General features: G+C 70.2%; 16 protein-coding genes and 1 pseudogene. 5 read left to right on the top strand and 12 right to left on the bottom strand.

Annotation, left to right across the window (positions count from 1 at the left end):
- Positions 1-557: 557 nt before the first annotated feature.
- From MSPGM_RS19295 to MSPGM_RS19325, 7 genes are all read right to left on the bottom strand, one after another.
- Positions 558-737: a DUF2474 family protein gene (locus MSPGM_RS19295; protein ID WP_003598512.1), complete on the bottom strand. Its 180-nt coding sequence runs from the start codon at positions 735-737 to the stop codon at positions 558-560.
- Complete coding sequence (gene cydB / locus MSPGM_RS19300; protein WP_003598514.1) at positions 737-1,747, bottom strand: cytochrome d ubiquinol oxidase subunit II; 1,011 nt, start codon at positions 1,745-1,747, stop codon at positions 737-739. Before cydB ends, MSPGM_RS19295 begins: the two co-directional genes overlap by 1 nt.
- A 14-nt stretch (positions 1,748-1,761) precedes the next feature.
- Entirely contained in the window at positions 1,762-3,186 is a 1,425-nt protein-coding gene (locus MSPGM_RS19305) for a cytochrome ubiquinol oxidase subunit I (protein ID WP_015857298.1), read from the bottom strand.
- A 373-nt stretch (positions 3,187-3,559) separates the two neighbouring features.
- Positions 3,560-4,342, bottom strand: coding sequence for a sulfite exporter TauE/SafE family protein (locus MSPGM_RS19310; RefSeq protein ID WP_004447540.1), 783 nt, complete (start codon positions 4,340-4,342; stop codon positions 3,560-3,562).
- On the bottom strand, positions 4,339-4,725 hold the full coding sequence (locus tag MSPGM_RS19315; protein WP_244426808.1) for an ArsR/SmtB family transcription factor: 387 nt from the start codon (positions 4,723-4,725) through the stop codon (positions 4,339-4,341). The genes MSPGM_RS19310 and MSPGM_RS19315 overlap by 4 nt, the downstream gene beginning before the upstream one ends.
- A 38-nt stretch (positions 4,726-4,763) precedes the next feature.
- Positions 4,764-5,657 carry an MBL fold metallo-hydrolase gene (locus MSPGM_RS19320; protein WP_004447543.1) on the bottom strand — a complete coding sequence of 298 codons (894 nt, stop codon included), beginning with the start codon at positions 5,655-5,657 and terminating at the stop codon, positions 4,764-4,766.
- A 2-nt stretch (positions 5,658-5,659) separates the two neighbouring features.
- Positions 5,660-6,325, bottom strand: coding sequence for a peroxiredoxin (locus tag MSPGM_RS19325; protein ID WP_004447546.1), 666 nt, complete (start codon positions 6,323-6,325; stop codon positions 5,660-5,662).
- Positions 6,326-6,451: 126 nt separating this feature from the next.
- Between MSPGM_RS19325 and MSPGM_RS19330 the strand changes: the two are divergent.
- A pseudogene (locus MSPGM_RS19330) lies at positions 6,452-8,124 on the top strand (TIGR01244 family sulfur transferase).
- A 248-nt stretch (positions 8,125-8,372) separates the two neighbouring features.
- Positions 8,373-9,500, top strand: a complete 1,128-nt coding sequence (locus MSPGM_RS19335) for a hypothetical protein (protein ID WP_015857302.1) — start codon at positions 8,373-8,375, stop codon at positions 9,498-9,500.
- Positions 9,501-9,573: 73 nt separating this feature from the next.
- On the opposite strand, the gene MSPGM_RS19340 is transcribed toward MSPGM_RS19335, so the two are convergent.
- On the bottom strand, positions 9,574-10,440 hold the full coding sequence (locus tag MSPGM_RS19340; protein WP_003607592.1) for an alpha/beta fold hydrolase: 867 nt from the start codon (positions 10,438-10,440) through the stop codon (positions 9,574-9,576).
- 154 nt (positions 10,441-10,594) lie between these two features.
- Between MSPGM_RS19340 and MSPGM_RS19345 the strand changes: the two genes are divergently transcribed.
- The 3 genes from MSPGM_RS19345 to MSPGM_RS19355 are packed head-to-tail and all read left to right on the top strand — an operon-like array spanning position 10,595 to position 13,460.
- Positions 10,595-11,644: an iron ABC transporter substrate-binding protein gene (locus tag MSPGM_RS19345; protein ID WP_015857303.1), complete on the top strand. Its 1,050-nt coding sequence runs from the start codon at positions 10,595-10,597 to the stop codon at positions 11,642-11,644.
- Positions 11,641-12,690, top strand: a complete 1,050-nt coding sequence (locus tag MSPGM_RS19350) for a FecCD family ABC transporter permease (protein ID WP_003605040.1) — start codon at positions 11,641-11,643, stop codon at positions 12,688-12,690. Before MSPGM_RS19345 ends, MSPGM_RS19350 begins: the two co-directional genes overlap by 4 nt.
- Complete coding sequence (locus MSPGM_RS19355) at positions 12,687-13,460, top strand: ABC transporter ATP-binding protein (protein WP_003605038.1); 774 nt, start codon at positions 12,687-12,689, stop codon at positions 13,458-13,460. Before MSPGM_RS19350 ends, MSPGM_RS19355 begins: the two co-directional genes overlap by 4 nt.
- A 9-nt stretch (positions 13,461-13,469) precedes the next feature.
- Here MSPGM_RS19355 and MSPGM_RS19360 read toward each other — a convergent pair whose 3' ends face one another.
- The 4 genes from MSPGM_RS19360 to MSPGM_RS19375 are packed head-to-tail and all read right to left on the bottom strand — an operon-like array spanning position 13,470 to position 16,720.
- Positions 13,470-14,213: a molybdopterin-dependent oxidoreductase gene (locus MSPGM_RS19360; RefSeq protein ID WP_003605037.1), complete on the bottom strand. Its 744-nt coding sequence runs from the start codon at positions 14,211-14,213 to the stop codon at positions 13,470-13,472.
- Positions 14,210-14,938 (bottom strand): cytochrome b/b6 domain-containing protein, encoded by a 729-nt coding sequence (locus tag MSPGM_RS19365; RefSeq protein WP_003605035.1) that lies wholly within the window; start codon positions 14,936-14,938, stop codon positions 14,210-14,212. The genes MSPGM_RS19360 and MSPGM_RS19365 overlap by 4 nt, the downstream gene beginning before the upstream one ends.
- 13 nt (positions 14,939-14,951) lie before the next feature.
- On the bottom strand, positions 14,952-15,548 hold the full coding sequence (locus MSPGM_RS19370) for an SAM-dependent methyltransferase (RefSeq protein WP_003605033.1): 597 nt from the start codon (positions 15,546-15,548) through the stop codon (positions 14,952-14,954).
- Entirely contained in the window at positions 15,545-16,720 is a 1,176-nt protein-coding gene (locus MSPGM_RS19375; protein WP_003605032.1) for an acyl-CoA dehydrogenase family protein, read from the bottom strand. The genes MSPGM_RS19370 and MSPGM_RS19375 overlap by 4 nt, the downstream gene beginning before the upstream one ends.
- Positions 16,721-16,877 lie beyond the last annotated feature (157 nt).

Genomic DNA, 16,877 nt, shown 5'->3' on the forward strand with positions numbered 1-16,877 from the left:
CTTCGATTTCAGAACCCGGCAGCGACCGCTGCAGCAATCTCTCGCACCGCGTCCGACCCATCCATTGCCGCGACACTCGATATTCATGTCGCGCGTCGTCATGATCTGGCCCGGCCGGCTCATCGCCGTTGTCGCAGTATAGATATTGACTCCCATCATCATCACCGGAACAGCAACGAGCATTGCAACGCTTCGCATGGCGCATCCTCCATCATGATTGGTCGATTGGCGGGCGGTGGATTGGACAATCTACCGATCAGGGTTTGAACCGGGCCTCTTCGTCAGGATGGGCGACGGTGGCGACGTGGCGATCCAAGTCGGCGCCGGCAGACGGATCGAACTGAGGCATGGTCAATCCCTGCAAGACCGACAGTATAGCCGAGGCGATCAGACCAGCACCTTGACGATGATCAATCCAATTCCTGTATGACTCCACGAGACCGTCAGGGATTTGCGGATTCTTCATCGCAGAGGACTGTTCCCGACCGGGCGTGTCCGAGGCGCGAGGTCGCGCACCGAACCAGCCGTCCGGTCCACGCCCCTGTTCGGAGCGCCGATCAGGTCGATTTCAGCAGCCATCGAAGCGGGAGGGCGATGAGCGTCAGGCTGACGACACTCATCGTCCAGAGCAGAACGAACCAGCCGATGCGACGGAGCTTGCCGGTGATCGTCTCGCTGCGAACCCGTGCGGCGTCGGGCCTGAAGGCAGGGTCCGCCGTCGGCTGATGAAGACCCATCAGTGATACCCGGATTCCGGTGTGACCTTGCCGCGGAACAGCCAGTACACGTAGGTCGTGTAGCCGAGCACCATCGGGACCAGCACCACCGCACCGGCGAGGAGAAAGGCTTGGCTGCTCGGATGCGTGGCCGCGGCCCAGATCGAGATGTCGGGCGGCACGATCATCGGCCAAAGGCTGATGCCGAGTCCGATGTAAGAGAGCAGGAAGAAGCCGAGCGCGCAGAGGAAGGGCATGATCTCCTCGCGCCGCTCCAGCGAGCGCTGGAAGCGGAGCGCCAGCAGCCCGACGAGCACGGGCACCGGCGCACCAACGAGGATGCCGGGGAAGGAGAGCCAGCGCTCGCGGAAGGGGGCGCTGAGGACGAGCATCGTGAGTGAGATGATCGCGATCAGGACCAAGGTCGCCAGACCCAGGGGGCGGGCGAGGCGGTAAGCGCGGATCTGCAATTCGCCCCCCGTCTTCCAGATGAGCCAGCATGCGCCCAGGAGCGCATAGCCCACCACCAGCGCCACGCCGGTTAGCAGGGAGAAGGGGGTGAGCCAGTCCCACCAGCCGCCGGCATAGGCCCGCCCCTCGACGCGGATGCCCTGGACGAGGGCGCCGAGCGCGATGCCCTGGCAGAAGGCCGCGACGTAGCTGCCCCAGGAGAAGGCCCGGTCCCACCAGAGCTGACCCCGAACTGTCACCATGCGGAAGCGCATCTCGAAGGCGACACCGCGGAAGACGAGGGCGAGCAGCATCAGGATCAGCGGCATGTAGAGCGCCGGCAGGATCGTCACGTAGGCCAGCGGGAAGACCGCGAAGAGGCCGCCGCCGCCGAGGATCAGCCAGGTCTCGTTGCCGTCCCACACGGGGGCGACGGAGTTCACCATCACGTCCCGGTCGGCCTTGGCGGACATGGCCGGGAACAGGATGCCGATGCCGAGATCGAACCCGTCCATCGCCACATAGAGGAACACGGCGGTGGCGATCAGGACGGCCCAGATCAGCGTGAGGTCGAGAGACATCGAAACCGCTTCCTTCACTCAGCGGGCTGGGCATTCGGACCGGCAGCGAGCGCCGGGGCCGGGGTAATGCCGGCGGTGCGCACCGGCTGGCCGGTGGGCAGACCCGCCTCGTGCGGTCGCGGGGGCTGATTGAAGAGGTGCAGAAGGAACCAGATGCCGGCCCCGAACACGACGAAGTAGACCACGGCGAACGCGGCCAGCGAGGTCGCGACCGCGGGGGCGGCGATGGGTGAGACGCTGTCGGCGGTGCGCAGCAGCCCGTACACGGTGAAGGGCTGGCGCCCGGATTCCGTCACCACCCAGCCCGCCGTGACGGCGACGAGGCCGGACGGGCCCATCGCGACCGCGCAGCGGTGCAGCCATCGCGACGTGTAGAGCCGTTCCTTCCAACGCAGGTAGAGGGAGGTCACGCCCAAGGCGATCATCAGGAAGCCGAGCCCGACCATGACCCGGAAGGCCCAGAACACCAGGGGCAGGTTGGTCGGCCAGGTGTCGCGGGGCAGGGCCTTCAGCCCGCGCACCTCGGCGTTCAGGTCGTGGGCGAGATACAGGCTCGCGAGCCCCGGGATGCCGATCGCCCAACGCGTCGTCTCGGCCTGCGCGTCCGGCCAGCCGAACAGGATCGAGGGCGCGCGCCGCTCACTGTCGAAATGGCCTTCCATCGCCGCGACCTTGGCGGGCTGATGGTGGTAGGTGTTGGTCCCATGCAGATCGCCCAGGACGAGTTGGACGGGGGCGACGATGGCCGCCATCCACATCGCCATCGAGAACATCAGGCGGGCGCGCGGGTTCGAGCGGTCGCGCAGGAGATGCCACGCCCCCACCGCGCCGACGATCATCGCGGTGGTGAGGTAGGCGGCGGTGACGGTGTGGGCGAAACGGAAGGGGAAGGACGGGTTGAAGACCACCGCCCACCAATCCTGGGGCGCGAAGTGGCCGTTGGCGTCGAGCACGTAGCCCGCCGGCGTCTGCATCCAGGAATTGGCCGACAGGATCCAGAAGGCCGAGGTCAGCGTGCCCACCGCGACGAGGCAGGTGGCCAGGAAATGGAGGCGCGGGCCCACGCGCTCCAGACCGAACAGCATGACCCCGAGGAAGCCCGCCTCCAGGAAGAAGGCCGTCAGAACCTCGTAGCCGAGGAGAGGACCGAGAATCGGAGCCGTCTTGTCGGAGAAGACCGACCAGTTGGTGCCGAACTGGTAGCTCATGACGAGCCCCGAGACGACGCCCATGGCGAACGCGATGGCGAAGATCTTGAGCCAGTACCGATAGGAATCGAGATAGACGGCGCGTCCGGTGGCGAGCCAGAAGGCTTCGAGCACGGCAAGGAAGCTGGCCAGCCCGATGGTGAAAGCCGGAAACAGGAAATGCCAGACGACCGTAAAGGCGAATTGGCTCCGAGCGAGATCGAGTGCGCTAGGAAGGTAGTTGTCCGGCATCTCTGAAACTCGATCGGCGGAAGTGAAGTACGGCTCCCTCAGCGCACATCCTCGACACCCCCTGTATTGGAGGCACCGGCAAAGTACGCCCCAACAGGGAAGCGCATCACGCTGGTGGCCGCATTGATCGAGATCAGCCGGGAGCGGCGCGGCCTCGATGATTGCGCCGCCCCACAGGCGTGGCTCACCCCGATTGGAGGGCCTGCGCGCCGGTTTGCTGGGTCAGGGTCAGGCGCACGACGATCATGGGTCGCGCGGACCGAGGAACCCGAGCCCACCGGATGCAAGGTTTTGAGGGGTGAGGCTGCAAGCCCCTCCCACAAGAGCCGCTCGAACGACGGCCTGCTCGGTTCTGGCCGGGCCCTGACGGTCGTTACGTCAAGGCCGCGCTTGTCCGGTAGAGCATGTAAGCGGCGACCGTGAAGATGAGGGACGCGAAGATCCGATCGAGCGCGCCCTTCCGTCCGGCGAGACGGCAGGCGAGGCGCATGCCGACCCAGCCGCCGAGGAGGCCGCCGACGATGTACTGGGCCGCGACCGGCCAATCGATCAGGCCCGAGAGGGCATAGTTCGCCGCCGTCGCAAGGCCGAAGGCGCCGACCGCGAAGAGTGAGGTGCCGATGGCGTTGATCATCGGCATCCCCGTCGCGAACACGAGACCCGGCACGATCAGGAAGCCGCCGCCGATCCCGAAGAACCCGGACGCCCCGCCGACGGCCAGCGCCACCGCGGCCAATCTCGGCGTGAAGGCGGGGGCGGACGGCGCGCCGGCCGCAGCACGCCCGGAGCCGTTGCGCTCGCCGGACCGCAGCATCAGCAGCCCGACGGCGATCATGAGCAGGGCAAACAGGAAGAGCAGACGCTCTCCGTCGAAGGCCTTACCCAGCGTCGAGCCACCGAGGGCGCCGACGACACCGAAGGCCGCGAATACGAGCGCGTTGCCCCAGCGCACGTTGCCCGCCCGCCAATGGCCGGAGAAGTTCGCCATGGCGCTGACCGCCACTGCGAGCGCACCCGTCCCGATCGCGACATGCGGCTGCCCCACGCCCACCACGTAGATCAGGAGGGGCGTCGCCAGGATCGACCCGCCGCCGCCGATGAGCCCGAGGCTGAACCCGACGAAGCCGCCGGACAGGAGGGCGAGCACGACGCTCATCGCGGGGTTGGCTCCGGATGATCCTGGCTCCGGCCGGTCGCCGCCGCGCCCGCCTGGGCGAACATGGCCGCCCCGCCATTCCGGGCCCGTCCGCTCACCTTTCCGCGACGGGGACGGCGCGGCTCCTCCGAACCGAACATCGCGTGCAGGATCTCGACGAGCTCGACCGCACGGGGTGCCGTCAGCGTGTAGAAGACCGTCTTGTGCTCGCGGCGAGTCGAGACCAGCCCGGCCTCGCGCAACTCGCCCAAATGCTGGGAGAGGCTCGGCTGACGGATGCCGAGTTCGCGCTCCATCTCGGCCACGGAGCACTCGCCTTCGAACAAGCGGCTGAGGAGGCGCAACCGTCCGGGATGGGCGAACACCTTCAGGAGGTCGGACACCTCCCGGGCCTTGTCCTCGGGAAATGAGGCCGCCGGGCTCATTCCCACACCGCCCCTTCCAGGGCGTTGAGCGGAAACTTGAGATAGCGCCTGCCGTTCGCCTCGGGCTCCGGCAGCCGGCCGCCACGGATGTTGACCTGCAACGCGTGCAGGATGAGCTTGGGCATCGGCAGAGTGGCGTCGCGCGCCTCTCGGATGCGCACGAACTCCGCCTCGCTGCGCGCCGCGACCATGTGGGTGTTGGCCGCTTTCTGCTCGGCGACGGTGCTTTCCCAGCGCGGTTCGCGACCGCCCGGCTGGTAATCGTGTCCGGTGAAGAGGCGCGTGGCGTCCGGCAGCGCGAGGATGGCCTGGATCGAGCGCCAGAGCGCGACGGCGCTACCGCCGGGGAAGTCGGCCCGCGCGGTGCCCGAATCCGGCATGAACAGGGTGTCGTGGACGAAGGCGGCGTCGCCGATCACGTAGGTGACGGAGGCCAGCGTGTGGCCGGGCGAGAACAGGATGCGGGCCGGCACTTCGCCGACCGAGAAGACGTCGCCCTCCGCGAAGGTCCGGTCCCATTGGGAACCTTCGGTCGGCAGGTCCGTGAAGCCGTAGAGGGCTTTCCAGAGCCTCTGAACCTCGACGACCCGCTCGCCGATGGCGGTCGGGGCCCCGGTGCGCTCCTTGAGGTATTGAGCGGCCGAGAAGTGGTCGGCGTGCGGGTGGGTATCCAGGATCCATTCGACCGAGAGCCCGGCCGCGCGCACGTAGTCCAGGATCTCGTCGGCGCAGCGCGTCGCGGTCGCCCCCGACTTCTCGTCAAAGTCGAGCACGGGATCGACGATGGCGCAGCGCTTCGTCCGCGGGCACGAGACCACGTACTGGATGCTGCCCGTGCGCCGCTCGTAGAAGCCCCGGACGAGGGGGCGCGGGCCGTCCGTCTCCGTCATGGTCACAAGGTTCCCGTTCGAAAGTACCAGTCGCCGGCCTCGCCCTCCGGACGGGCGGCGGCTCCGTGGAACGTCAGCGGCGGCGCGACGAGGATCGGGTCGCCCGGCCGCCAAGCCTCCGGCGTGACGACGTCCGCCTCGTCGGTGACCTGAAGCGCGGCGACGAGGCGCAGAATCTCCTCGACGCTGCGCCCGACCGTCATCGGGTAGGTGGTGGAGGCCCGGATGATCCCGTCTGGATCGATGACGAAGGTGGTCCTCACGGTCGCGCTCGACACGGCGCCCGGCGGCAGCATGCCGTAGGCGCGGGCGATGGCCATGGAGGGATCCTCCAGCATCGGGAACGGAACGCGGACGCCGAAGCGCTCCTCGATGTTGTGCGCCCAGGCGAGGTGCGACGGCAGGCTGTCGACCGAGAGACCGAGCAGATCGCAATCCAGCGCCTGGAACCGGGGATGGGCGCGCGAGAAGGCGAGAAATTCGCTCGTGCAGACCGGCGTGAAGTCCGCCGGATGAGAGAACAGGACCAGCCAGCGACCGCGGTAATCCTCGAGCGTCCGCTCGCCCATCGTCGTGCGCGCGCGGAAGCCCGGAGCGGGATCGCCCATCACCGGGGGGCAAGCCGGCCGCTCGGCCGCCGGATCGGGCCTTTCAATATGTGAAATCATATATCGATGCTCCAGGCTTTTCGCCGGCACAGAGGCAGGTAGTGCCGGTATTGTACCTCTGTCAATATTCGATATGCTCCGAGTGATTAAGTCAATATGCAATTTTATATAGCGACGGAACCGTCGGTGGACGTCCATCACATCACGCGCGACTTGGCCGTCGCACCGCAGATCCGGCCTGACGACATCCCGGCGGTCGCGTCCGCCGGGTTCCGGTCGATCCTCTGCAACCGCCCCGACGCCGAGGCCCCCAACCAGCCGAATTTTCGTGAGATCGAGCGGCTGGCCGGGGAGGGCGGCCTCGTCGCCCGCTACCTGCCGGTCACGTCGGGCCGTATCACCGACGCGGATGTCGCGGCCTTCGAGGCGGCGGCGGACACCCTGCCGAAGCCGACCCTTGCCTATTGCGGCACCGGCACGCGCTCGGCGACGCTATGGTCGTTCGCCGAGGCACGGCGCGGCCGCGCCGTGGCGGAGATCCTGGCTGCCACGAAGGCCGCGGGCTACGACCTGAAAGGCGCGGCGCCCCGGATGGCGGCGCAGGCCGGCGCGGCGAAAGAGAGAACTGAGCAACGGTTCGCGGTTCTCATCGTCGGCGGCGGCGCGGCCGGCCTCGCGGCGGCCTCAAGCCTGAAGGCGCGCAAGCCCGACCTGGAGGTCGCCGTGATCGATCCGGCCGGCATCCACTACTACCAGCCCGGCTGGACGCTGGTGGGCGCCGGCGTGTTCGACCCGGCGGTGACCGCCCGGACCATGGCGTCTCTGATCCCGGACGGCGTGACGTGGATCAAGGCCGCCGCTGTCGCCTTCGAGCCCCAGAGGAAGGCCGTGATGCTGGAGGACGGCCGGACCATCGGCTACGACCGCCTCGTCGTCGCCCCCGGACTCAAGCTCGACTGGGGCGGCATCGAGGGGCTGGTCGAAACGCTCGGCCGGAACGGGGTCACCTCGAACTACCGCTTCGACCTCGCGCCCTATACCTGGGAGCTGGTCCGGAACCTCGGCGGAGGTCGGGCCGTGTTCACCCAGCCCCCCATGCCGATCAAATGCGCGAGCGCCCCGCAGAAGGCGATGTATCTCTCGGCCGACCATTGGCGGCGCGCGGGCCGCCTGAGGGAGATCGGGATCGACCTCTTCACGGCGACCCCGAGCCTGTTCGGCGTGAAGGAATATGTGCCGCCCCTGATGGAGTACGTCCGGCGCTACGACGCGAAGCTGCACTTCCGTCACAACCTCACACGCATCGACGGCTCGGCCAAGCGCGCGTGGTTCACCTGCACGGCCGAGGACGGGACCCAATCGACGGTCGAGACCGGGTTCGACATGATCCATGTCGTTCCGCCCCAGCAGGCCCCCGATTTCGTCAGGGAATCCCCCTGGCGGATCCGAGCGGCTGGGTCGAGGTGGACCCGGCGAGTCTGCGCCACAAGCGCTTTACCGACGTCTACGGGCTGGGCGACGCTTGCAGCGCGCCGAACGCCAAGACCGCCGCCGCGGCACGCAAGCAGGCGCCCGTGGTGGCGCACAACCTGCTGCGCGACATGGGCTTCATCGAGGGGCCGGATGCCGTCTACGACGGCTACGGCTCGTGCCCACTCACCGTCGAGCGCGGCAAGATCCTGCTTGCCGAGTTCGGCTATGGCGGCAAGCTTCTTCCCAGCTTCCCGTCCTGGCTCCTCGACGGCACGAAGCCGAGCCGGGCCGCGTGGCTGCTCAAGGAGCGCCTGCTCCCGCCCCTCCACTGGCACGGCATGCTCAAGGGGCGCGAGTGGATGGCCAAGCCCAGGCGGGCGGTTTGAGCGGGCCGCACCAAGAGGCCGATCAAGGCCGTCGCTTGCGTCGATGCGCAGATCGAGCCCGGCATCAGAGCCAATCGGAGAAGACGCCCGCAGAACACGCAAGACGTCATCCACGTCAAATGGCCAAGCTTGTTCACATAAATCAATCCCCACGCGACCCATCGGACTTTTTCCGATCAGGCATCTTTTCGCAGAACCCTTTTGTCATTTGCGACGTTTCGAGCGTCTAAAGTTTCGGAGGATACGCCATGAAGACGATTGCGATGGGTCTTGCCGCGTTGCTGATGAGCACGTCGGTCTACGCTCAAAGCGCCGCGACCGGTGGGTCCGAGCGCGGCGGCATGCGGGCCGGTGCGGAGCAGTCCGGTGGGCAAGCCGGGATGTCGGGCGGCGAGCGCGGCGGCATGGGTGCCAAGGGCAGCGAGGCGCGCTCGGGTGGAAACGCCATGGGCGGTGAGCGCAGTGCCGCCCGGAACGACCGGGACGGCGGCGAAGCCGGCCGGGGCGGGGCGGATCGCGGTGACATGGCGCGCGGCGAGCGCGGTTTGGAGCGCGGCATGAGCGATCGCGCCGGCCGCGATACGGCCGAGCGCGATGAGCGGAGAGACACGGTCCGCAGCAACGCCCGCGCCGAGCGGAGCGACCGGTTCCAGGATCGCACGCACGACCGCACCCACGACCGGACTCATGTCAGCAGCCGCACCGATGTGCGCTCCACCACCGTCGATGGCGGCTATCGCCGCGAAGGTCGGTACGTGTTCGTCGGCGGCCGACGGATCGTGTACGGTTCGCCCGAGTATCGCCGCCTGATCGTCACCGAGCGCCGCAGCACCGGCCCGCGCCGCTACGTCACCATCCGCGGCCAGCGCGTGATCTACGGCTCGCCGGAATATCGCCGCCTAGTCAGCGTCGGCGAGACGCGCCGCTACGTGACGATCCGCGGCCAGCGCGTCATGTACGGCTCGCCCGAGTACCGTCGCCTCTCCACCACCGTCTCGACCACCGAGCGGCGCGGCGGCACGGTCAATGCGGGCTTCCGCGAGCGCAACGAGGTCCGTGGGTCGGAGACCCGCACCGATCTGCGCAGCCGCAGCAGCGAGACCCGCGACAGCGAGCGCAACGAGATGCGTGCCTCGGATCAGGCGCGCGGGGCTGAACGCGGCGGTCGCTCGATGGAGCAGGGCCGGGGCGGCGAGGGCGCGCGCAACGTCGGCATGCGCGGCGAGGGCAACGAGCGCGGCGGCGTCCGCAATGCCTCCGAGCAGGGCGGCGGCATGGGCAACACCGGCGGCAACCGCGGCAGCGAGCAGCGCGGCGGGATGCAATCCGGCTCGCGCGGCGGCGCCGAGGGCGGCGCCGGCATGAGCGGCCGCTGATCAGCGGGACTCCAAAGGGATCCTCCCTTTGGCGGAATGCCGGGGCTCTGCCCCGGCATTCTTCTATGGTTGTCTACGACCGTCCCAGAAAGTCGATCAGCGCGGCGTTGACCGCCTCCGGCGCGTCGTGTTGCACCCAGTGGGTCGCCTGCGGAAAACGCTGCAGGCGGCCCCGCTCGCATAGGTCCAGACTCGCCTCGGCAAGGCCCGTCTGGAGCGCCTGATCGCGCTCCCCCCACAGGATCAGCGTCGGCGCGGCGATCTTCGGCGGGTGCCGCTCGCGGGGCAGCTGGGCGAGCGCCCGATACCAGTTCAGCATCGCGGTGACCGCGCCGGGGCGTAGCCATTCGCGCGCGTAGACGTCGAGATCGGCCTCGGTGAAGCTGCCGGGCGCGCTCGACCGGCGCATCAGGGCCCGCAGCAGGCGGCCCTCCCGCGCCGTCAGCACCCGTTCGGGCAGCAGGGGGAGCTGGAAGAAGCCGGCATAGGCGCTGCGCAGGGCCTGCCCCGGATGGCGCCGGAGATAGGGGCCGAACACGCCGGGATGGCAGGCGTTCAGCGCGGCGAGCCGCTCGACCCGCTCGGGGTGAAAGCTCGCGACCCAGAACGCGACGAGCCCGCCCCAATCGTGCCCGACGAGGTTGAACCGCGCGAGCCCGCAGGCATCGGCGAGCGCGATCACGTCCTGGGCGAGCCGGTCGAGGTGGTAGGCGGCGATGCCTTTGGGGCGGTCGCTGAGGCCGTAGCCGCGCTGATCGGGGATGAGGAGACGCAGGCCGCTGCCCGCGAGCGGCCCGATCTGATGCCGCCAGCCGAACCAGAATTCCGGAAAGCCGTGCAGCAGGATCGTCGGCACCCCATCCGCCGGCCCCGCCTCGGCGACATGCAGGCGCAGACCGCGGAGATCGATGTGGCGGTGGCTGACGGCGGGATCGGACATGGGTTCGGGGACACTCGCGTGCGGTCGATGGGCAGGTCGGGACAGATGCCGGTATTTCGGCCAACCCGGCAGGGCCGGCGCGGTTCGGGCGCGGCGCCAACCGGGGCGGAAGCCGCTATAGGTAGCATCCGATCACGGGAGATGCCCTTCCCCGATGCCGCTGCTCCGCTGCCTTCTCGCGCTCGCCTGCCTGTGGCCGGCCCTGCTGTGGTCCTGCCTCGCGGCGGCCCGGCCCTTCACCGACGCCGCCGGGCGCCGGGTCGAGGTGCCGGATCGGGTGCTCCGGGTGCTCGCCGCCGGCCCGCCTGCGGCGGTGCTGCTCTCTACCCTGGCGCCCGACAAGATGATCGGCTGGCCGCGGGCGCCGAGCCCGGAGGAGCGCGCGTACCTCGCCCCCGCGCTGCGCGACCTGCCCGCCACCGGGCGGCTGACGGGGCGGGGCGGCAGCGCCAATGTTGAGGCGGTGCTGGCGCTCAAGCCCGACCTCATCGTCGATGTCGGCAGCACGGCGGCGACCTACGCCTCCCTTGCCGACCGGGTGCAGGCGCAGACCGGCATTCCCTATGTGCTGCTCGACGGGCGCTTCAGCGCGACACCCGAGACCTACCGGACGCTGGGCCAGCTCATCGGCACGCCGGAGGCCGGCGAAGCGCTCGCAGCGGCGTCGGAGGCGATCCTGAAGGGGGTGGCCGAGGCGGTGGCCGCGGTGCCGGAGGAGAAGCGCCCGCGCGTCTATTACGGCCGCGGCCCCCGCGGGCTGGAGACGGGCCTGTCCGGCTCGATCAACACCGAGATCATCGAGGCGGCGGGCGGCCGCAACGTGGCCGGGGCGGGTGCCGGCGGGCTCGCCGCCGTCTCGCCCGAGCAGGTGCTGGTCTGGAACCCCGACGTGATCATCGCCCTCGATCCCGATTTCCCGAAGCTCGCCGCCGCCGACCCGCTCTGGAACGGGCTGAAGGCGGTGCGCGAGGGCCGCGTCCACGCGGTGCCGACGCTGCCCTTCGGCTGGGTCGATGCCCCGCCGGGGGTCAACCGCCTGATCGGCCTGCGCTGGCTCGCCGGCCTGTTCTTCCCCGAGCAGTTCCCGCAGACGCTCGGCGACGCCGTGCGCGACTTCTACAAGCGCTTCTACCGGGTCGAACTCACGCCCGAGCAGCTCGACCGCCTCCTGCGCGACGCCGCCGGACCGGGGCCGACCCGGTGAGCGAGGCCGCGGGCGCCGCTCAGGCCCGACCCGCGCGGTGGCGCCTCCTGCCGCTGGCGGTCCTGGCCCCGGTCGCGCTGATCCTCCTCGTCCTGGTCTCGCTCGGCATCGGCCGCTACCCCGTGCCGCTCGCCGACGTTTTCGGGGTGCTCGTCGCCAAGCTGTTCGGCCAAGCGCCCGCCCTCGATCCCGCCGCGCAGACCGTGGTGCTGAACGTGCGCCTGCCGCGGGTGTTCGGGGCGCTCGTGGTCGGGGCCGGGCTCGCGGCGGCGGGGGCGACCTATCAGGGGCTGTTTCGCAATCCCCTGGTCTCGCCGGACATCCTCGGGGTTTCAGCGGGCGCGAGCCTCGGCGCGGTGCTCGGCATCGTGCTCGCCCTGCCGGTGGCGGCGATCCAGGGGCTCGCCTTCGCCGGAGGGCTCGCCGCGGTCGGCGCCGTCTACGCCGTCGGGTTGGCGGTGCGCCGGCACGATCCGGTGCTGACGCTGGTGCTCGCGGGCGTCGCCGTGGGGGCGCTGCTCGGGGCCGGGATCTCGCTGCTCAAGGTGCTCGCCGACCCCTACAACCAACTCCCCGCCATCACCTTCTGGCTGCTCGGCAGCCTCGCCTCTGTCACAGCGAGCGACATCGCCGCGATCCTGCCGGCGATGGCCTTCGGCCTCGCTCCCCTGGTGCTGCTGCGCTGGCGCGTGAACCTAATGAGCCTCGGCGACGAGGAGGCCCGCGCGCTGGGCGTCGAGACGCGCCGGCTCCGCCCGCTCCTGGTGGCGGGCGCGACGCTGGTGACCGCCGCCGCGGTCTCGGTGACGGGGGTCATCGGCTGGATCGGGCTGATCGTGCCGCACGTCGCCCGCCTGCTGGTCGGGCCGGATTTCCGCCGCCTGCTGCCGGCCTCGATGCTGCTCGGGGCGGGCTACCTCACCGCGGTCGATCTCCTGGCCCGCACGGTGGCCACCATCGAGGTGCCGCTCGGCATCCTCACGGCGCTCGTCGGCGCGCCGTTCTTCCTCTGGCTGCTGGCTGCGGGAAAGCGGGGCTGGGCATGATCCTGGAGGTTCAGGATCTCGCCTTCGGCTACGGCACCCGCATGGTCGGCTCCGGCGTCAGCCTGACGCTTCGGGACAGCGAGGCGCTCTGCCTGCTCGGGCCCAACGGCGGCGGCAAGACCACGCTGTTCAAGACCCTCCTCGGGCTGCTGCGCCCGCTCGCCGGCCGCGTCCTCTTGGACGGCACCGACCTGTCGGCGTTACCACGCCGCGAAGTTGCAAAACGAATCGCCTACGTGCCGCAGGCGCATGCCGCCTTCTTCCCCTTCACCGTGCGGGAGGTGGTGCTGATGGGCCGCGCGAGCCGGCTTTCCGCTTTTGCCAGCCCCGGCCCGGCCGACCGCGCGGCGGCCGAGCGGGCGCTGGCGACGCTGGGCATCGGCCACTTGGCCGAGCGCATCTACACCGAGATCAGCGGCGGCGAGCGCCAACTCGCGCTGATCGCCCGCGCCCTGGCCGGCGAGCCGCGGCTCCTCGTGATGGACGAGCCGACGGCGAGCCTCGATTTCGGCAACCAGGCGCGGGTGCTGACCCAGGTGCGGCGCCTCTCTGCCGCCGGCATCGCCGTGGTGCTCTCGACGCACGATCCCGGCCACGCCTTCCTCTGCGCCGACCGGGTGGCGCTGCTGCATGGCGGGCGCCTCGTCGCTTTGGGTCCGCCTTCGGAGACGGTGACGCCGGAGACCCTGCGGCTGCTCTACGGGGTCGAGGTCGCGGTGGTGCCGCTGCCGGGGCAGGGGCGGACGGTCTGCACGCCGCTGATCGGCTGAGCCGACCTCTCAGATCCCCGCGTACCAGGAAAATCCCATCTCCGAGACCATGCTGCCCCGGCCCTGGCCGAGCCCGTCCACCCGGTCGGTGGCCTCGATGCTGGCGAGGTATTTCAGCGACTTGTAGCCGAGTTGGCGCTCGACCCGCAGGCGCACCGGCGCGCCATGGGCCACGGGCAGGCCGCCGCCGTTCATGCCGTAGGCCAGGATCGTCTGCGGGTGCAGGGCATCGAACAGGTCGTAGCTGTCCCACCAGCCGTCCACCGTGCGGATCACGATGAAGCGCGCCTCGGGTTTGAGCCCGACGCTCGCCAGAACGTGGGAGAGCGGCACGCCGGTCCAGCCGCCGATGGCCGACCAGCCCTGCTCGCAACTATGCAGCGTCACCTGCGTGCGGGCCGGCATCGCCCTCAGCTCGGCCAGCGTGAAGGCGGCGGGCCGCTCGACGAGGCCGCTCACCGGCAGGCGCCAGTCGGAGAACCCGGACGCCTTCGAACGCCGGTAATCGGGGTTGTCCGGATCGGTGGTGTTGATGGCGGGAAACACCGCGGAGATCGCCTCCGGCCCGAACTCCCGCACCAGCGGCTGGTCGCGCAGGAGGAAGCGCTGGGTGGCCAGCGTCAGGGTGTCGCTCAAGCCGTAGAGACCCGGCCGGCGTGGGCCGCTCTCGATCAGCTCGCAGCCGCCGAGAAGGCCGCCGATCCCGAGAGCTGAGGAGCCGAGCATCAGCCTGCGGCGGGTGAGATCGCTCATCGCGGGTCCTCCTCTGACGGTGCCGGGCTGGATTTCGGCCGGGCGGAGCGCCCGGTGATCATGCCCCGCATCAGGTCGAGCGGCCGGTTGGCGAGCACCTGCCAGAGGTGGATGAGGAGGAAGCCGACGAACAGAACCGCCGACAGGAAGTGGATCGTGCGCGCCGATTGCCGCCCGCCGAACAGGGTGAACAGCTCGGGGTAGGCCGCCGTGACGCCGGGCGACATGGTGAGGCCCGAGAGCAGCATCACCGGCGCCAGCACGAGGATGACGGCGAGATAGGCGAGCTTTTGCAGCACGTTGTAGCGGGGCGCCCCAGTTGCACCCGAGCCGGTGAGCCGGAGATGCGCGCGGATGTCGGCCGCGATGTGCCGGGGGTGGAGCTGGTCGCGCTCGGGGGTCAGGCGGCGCAGGAAATGCCCGCTCGCCAGGGCGACGAGTCCATAGAGCGCGCCGTTGAGCACGAAGATCCAGGCGGCGAGGAAGTGGAGATTGCGGCCCCAGCCGGTCTGTTCGAGGTTCACCGGCAGCGGCAGGACGATCCAGGCCGGAGCGTCGTTGGCCCCGGTCTCGCCCCAGAACAGCCGGGGCAGGGCGAGCAGGATCGCGAGTCCGCTGACGAGGAGCGCCAGGAAGGCGCCGGTGTTCACCCAATGGGTCAGGCGCACCCAGAGCGGATGGCGCGGGACGGCACTTTCTCGACGCGCCGTCATCGCGTTCGTCATGGCCTGTCCGCCGTCATGGCCCGTCCGACCGCCGCAGCACGTCGAGGCGGTAGGCATCCGTGCGCGTGCCGGACAGCACCCGGCAGAACGGGGCCGCGCCCGCGATGAAGCCCTCCGCCGCCGCGTCGCCGGAGAGGGGATAATCCGTCTCGCCGAGCCAATGCACGAGGACGCAGTCGCCCCCCGGCGCCAGGCTCGCCTCCACCCGTGCGACGAGACGGGCCAGATCCTCCGTGCTGAGGAAGTAGAGCATCTCGCCGAAGACGATGAGGTCGAACCGGCCCTCCGGCCAGACCTCCGGCACCGCGCCGCGGACGAAGCCGACCTGCGGATATTCCGCGCAACGCGCCTGAGCGGCGTCGAGGGCAGCTTGCGCGACATCGAGGGCGGTCAGCGCCCCGCAGCGGGGGGCGAGCGCCCGGGTGAAGACGCCGATGGAGCAGCCGACCTCCAGGGCCCGGTCGTAGCGCGCCCGCGGCAGGGCCTCGAGCGTCGCGGCGTATTTCTCCGCCTCGTAGGCGCTGGAGGTGAAGCCCCAGGGATCGGGATCGGAGGCGTAGATCTCCGAAAAGTAGCGCTCCGGCAGCGTCTCCGTCCGACGGCCGCTCATCCCACACGCTCCGCGGCGCGCGGGGCGGCCTCGTCGGGCCACAGGGCGTGGGGCGGCTCGTCGGCCGCCAGGGCGTGCGCGGCCATGCCGGTCAGGGCGAAATCCGGGGCCGGCTGGCGCAGATAGGTGGCGAGGTCGCGCATCAGGCGCTCCAGGGGGTGGCTCTCGAGGAAACCCGCGAGCCCGATGGAACGCTGCGCCAGGGTGATCACGTCGAGGCCGGCCTGCTCGACCGCGGCGCGGGCGAGGTTGACGTAGGCGATGACCCGCTCGGGGTGGTCGGCTTCCGCGGCGGCGAGGCGGGCGGCGCGGGCAACGAGCAGACGGCTCGTCTCGGCCGCGACCATGGCCCGCCCGAACCGCGCCTGCTGGTGCGGGTCATCGGCCCGGCCGGTGGCGGAAAGATGCGCCCGGTGGGTCTCGAGCACCGCCTCGATCCCGCCGAGCTGGACCGCGAGGAAGCGCCACGCCCCGGCGAAGAAGAAGGGCTGGCGCCAATAGTCATCCGGCGCGCCGATCACCTCGCCGTCGCGCAGGCCGAGCCCGGAGAAATCCACCGTACCGGTCGCGGTCGTGCGCATGCCGTGAACGCGCCAGTCCGACAGGTCGGCCCGTTCGCCGGGTTCGAGGCGCAACACCAGCATCAGCCGGCGCCCGTCGGCGATCCGCGCCGTCACGAGCGGGCGGGTGACGAAGCCCGCCCCCGAGGCGTAAGTCTTCACACCCTCGAGGCCGTCCGCACCGTCGAGGACGAGGCCGCCCTCGGCCGGCTCGGTGTTCCAGACGCCGAAGAGCTGGCCCTCCGCCGCATCGCGGGCGAGCCGCTCGGCGACGGCGGTGTCGGCGTAGCGCAGCACCAGGGCGAGTGCGTTGACGTGGCCCTCGAAGAGACGCCCGACCGCGAGGTCGTCGCGGCCGATCTCCGTCAGCAGCGCCCGCAGGGCATCGACGCGGGCGGGCTCGCACAATCCGGCGCCGCCGAGCGCCTCGGGCAGGGGCGCGGCGAGATGCCCGGCCCGACGCAGCCGGGCGATGGCCTGCGCGGGAAAACCACTCTGCCCATCCGCCGTCTCGTCGCAGGCGCCGGCCCGGGATGCCCCAGGCGACCGCGCGAGAGAGAGGAGCGAATGGGGCGACACAAGCGGCTCGGGGTTCGATGAATCGTACGACATCCCCCGAACGGCTCCGGCACCCCCGCGCGGGCGCACCGGCCCGCGAGCGGGCTGCCGGCCTTACGGGAAAGCCATCCAGCAACAAAACCTAGAGCGGCACAGCGCGTCTTCCCATGCGGCGCAGTGGCGGGGGGCTGGATTATCCCCGGCACTGTGA

It is taken from the genome of Methylorubrum sp. GM97 (genome assembly GCF_024347855.1).
GTDB classification, from domain to species: domain Bacteria; phylum Pseudomonadota; class Alphaproteobacteria; order Rhizobiales; family Beijerinckiaceae; genus Methylobacterium; species Methylobacterium extorquens.

Coding starts and splice junctions, on each gene's coding strand:
- MSPGM_RS19295 (WP_003598512.1), bottom strand. CDS start 737: ATGGGTCTTCATCAGCCGACGGCGGACCCTGCCTTCAGGCCCGACGCC.
- cydB (WP_003598514.1), bottom strand. CDS start 1,747: ATGTCTCTCGACCTCACGCTGATCTGGGCCGTCCTGATCGCCACCGCC.
- MSPGM_RS19305 (WP_015857298.1), bottom strand. CDS start 3,186: ATGCCGGACAACTACCTTCCTAGCGCACTCGATCTCGCTCGGAGCCAA.
- MSPGM_RS19310 (WP_004447540.1), bottom strand. CDS start 4,342: ATGAGCGTCGTGCTCGCCCTCCTGTCCGGCGGCTTCGTCGGGTTCAGC.
- MSPGM_RS19320 (WP_004447543.1), bottom strand. CDS start 5,657: ATGACGGAGACGGACGGCCCGCGCCCCCTCGTCCGGGGCTTCTACGAG.
- MSPGM_RS19325 (WP_004447546.1), bottom strand. CDS start 6,325: ATGATTTCACATATTGAAAGGCCCGATCCGGCGGCCGAGCGGCCGGCT.
- MSPGM_RS19335 (WP_015857302.1), top strand. CDS start 8,373: ATGAAGACGATTGCGATGGGTCTTGCCGCGTTGCTGATGAGCACGTCG.
- MSPGM_RS19340 (WP_003607592.1), bottom strand. CDS start 10,440: ATGTCCGATCCCGCCGTCAGCCACCGCCACATCGATCTCCGCGGTCTG.
- MSPGM_RS19345 (WP_015857303.1), top strand. CDS start 10,595: ATGCCGCTGCTCCGCTGCCTTCTCGCGCTCGCCTGCCTGTGGCCGGCC.
- MSPGM_RS19355 (WP_003605038.1), top strand. CDS start 12,687: ATGATCCTGGAGGTTCAGGATCTCGCCTTCGGCTACGGCACCCGCATG.
- MSPGM_RS19360 (WP_003605037.1), bottom strand. CDS start 14,213: ATGAGCGATCTCACCCGCCGCAGGCTGATGCTCGGCTCCTCAGCTCTC.
- MSPGM_RS19365 (WP_003605035.1), bottom strand. CDS start 14,938: ATGACGAACGCGATGACGGCGCGTCGAGAAAGTGCCGTCCCGCGCCAT.
- MSPGM_RS19370 (WP_003605033.1), bottom strand. CDS start 15,548: ATGAGCGGCCGTCGGACGGAGACGCTGCCGGAGCGCTACTTTTCGGAG.
- MSPGM_RS19375 (WP_003605032.1), bottom strand. CDS start 16,720: ATGTCGTACGATTCATCGAACCCCGAGCCGCTTGTGTCGCCCCATTCG.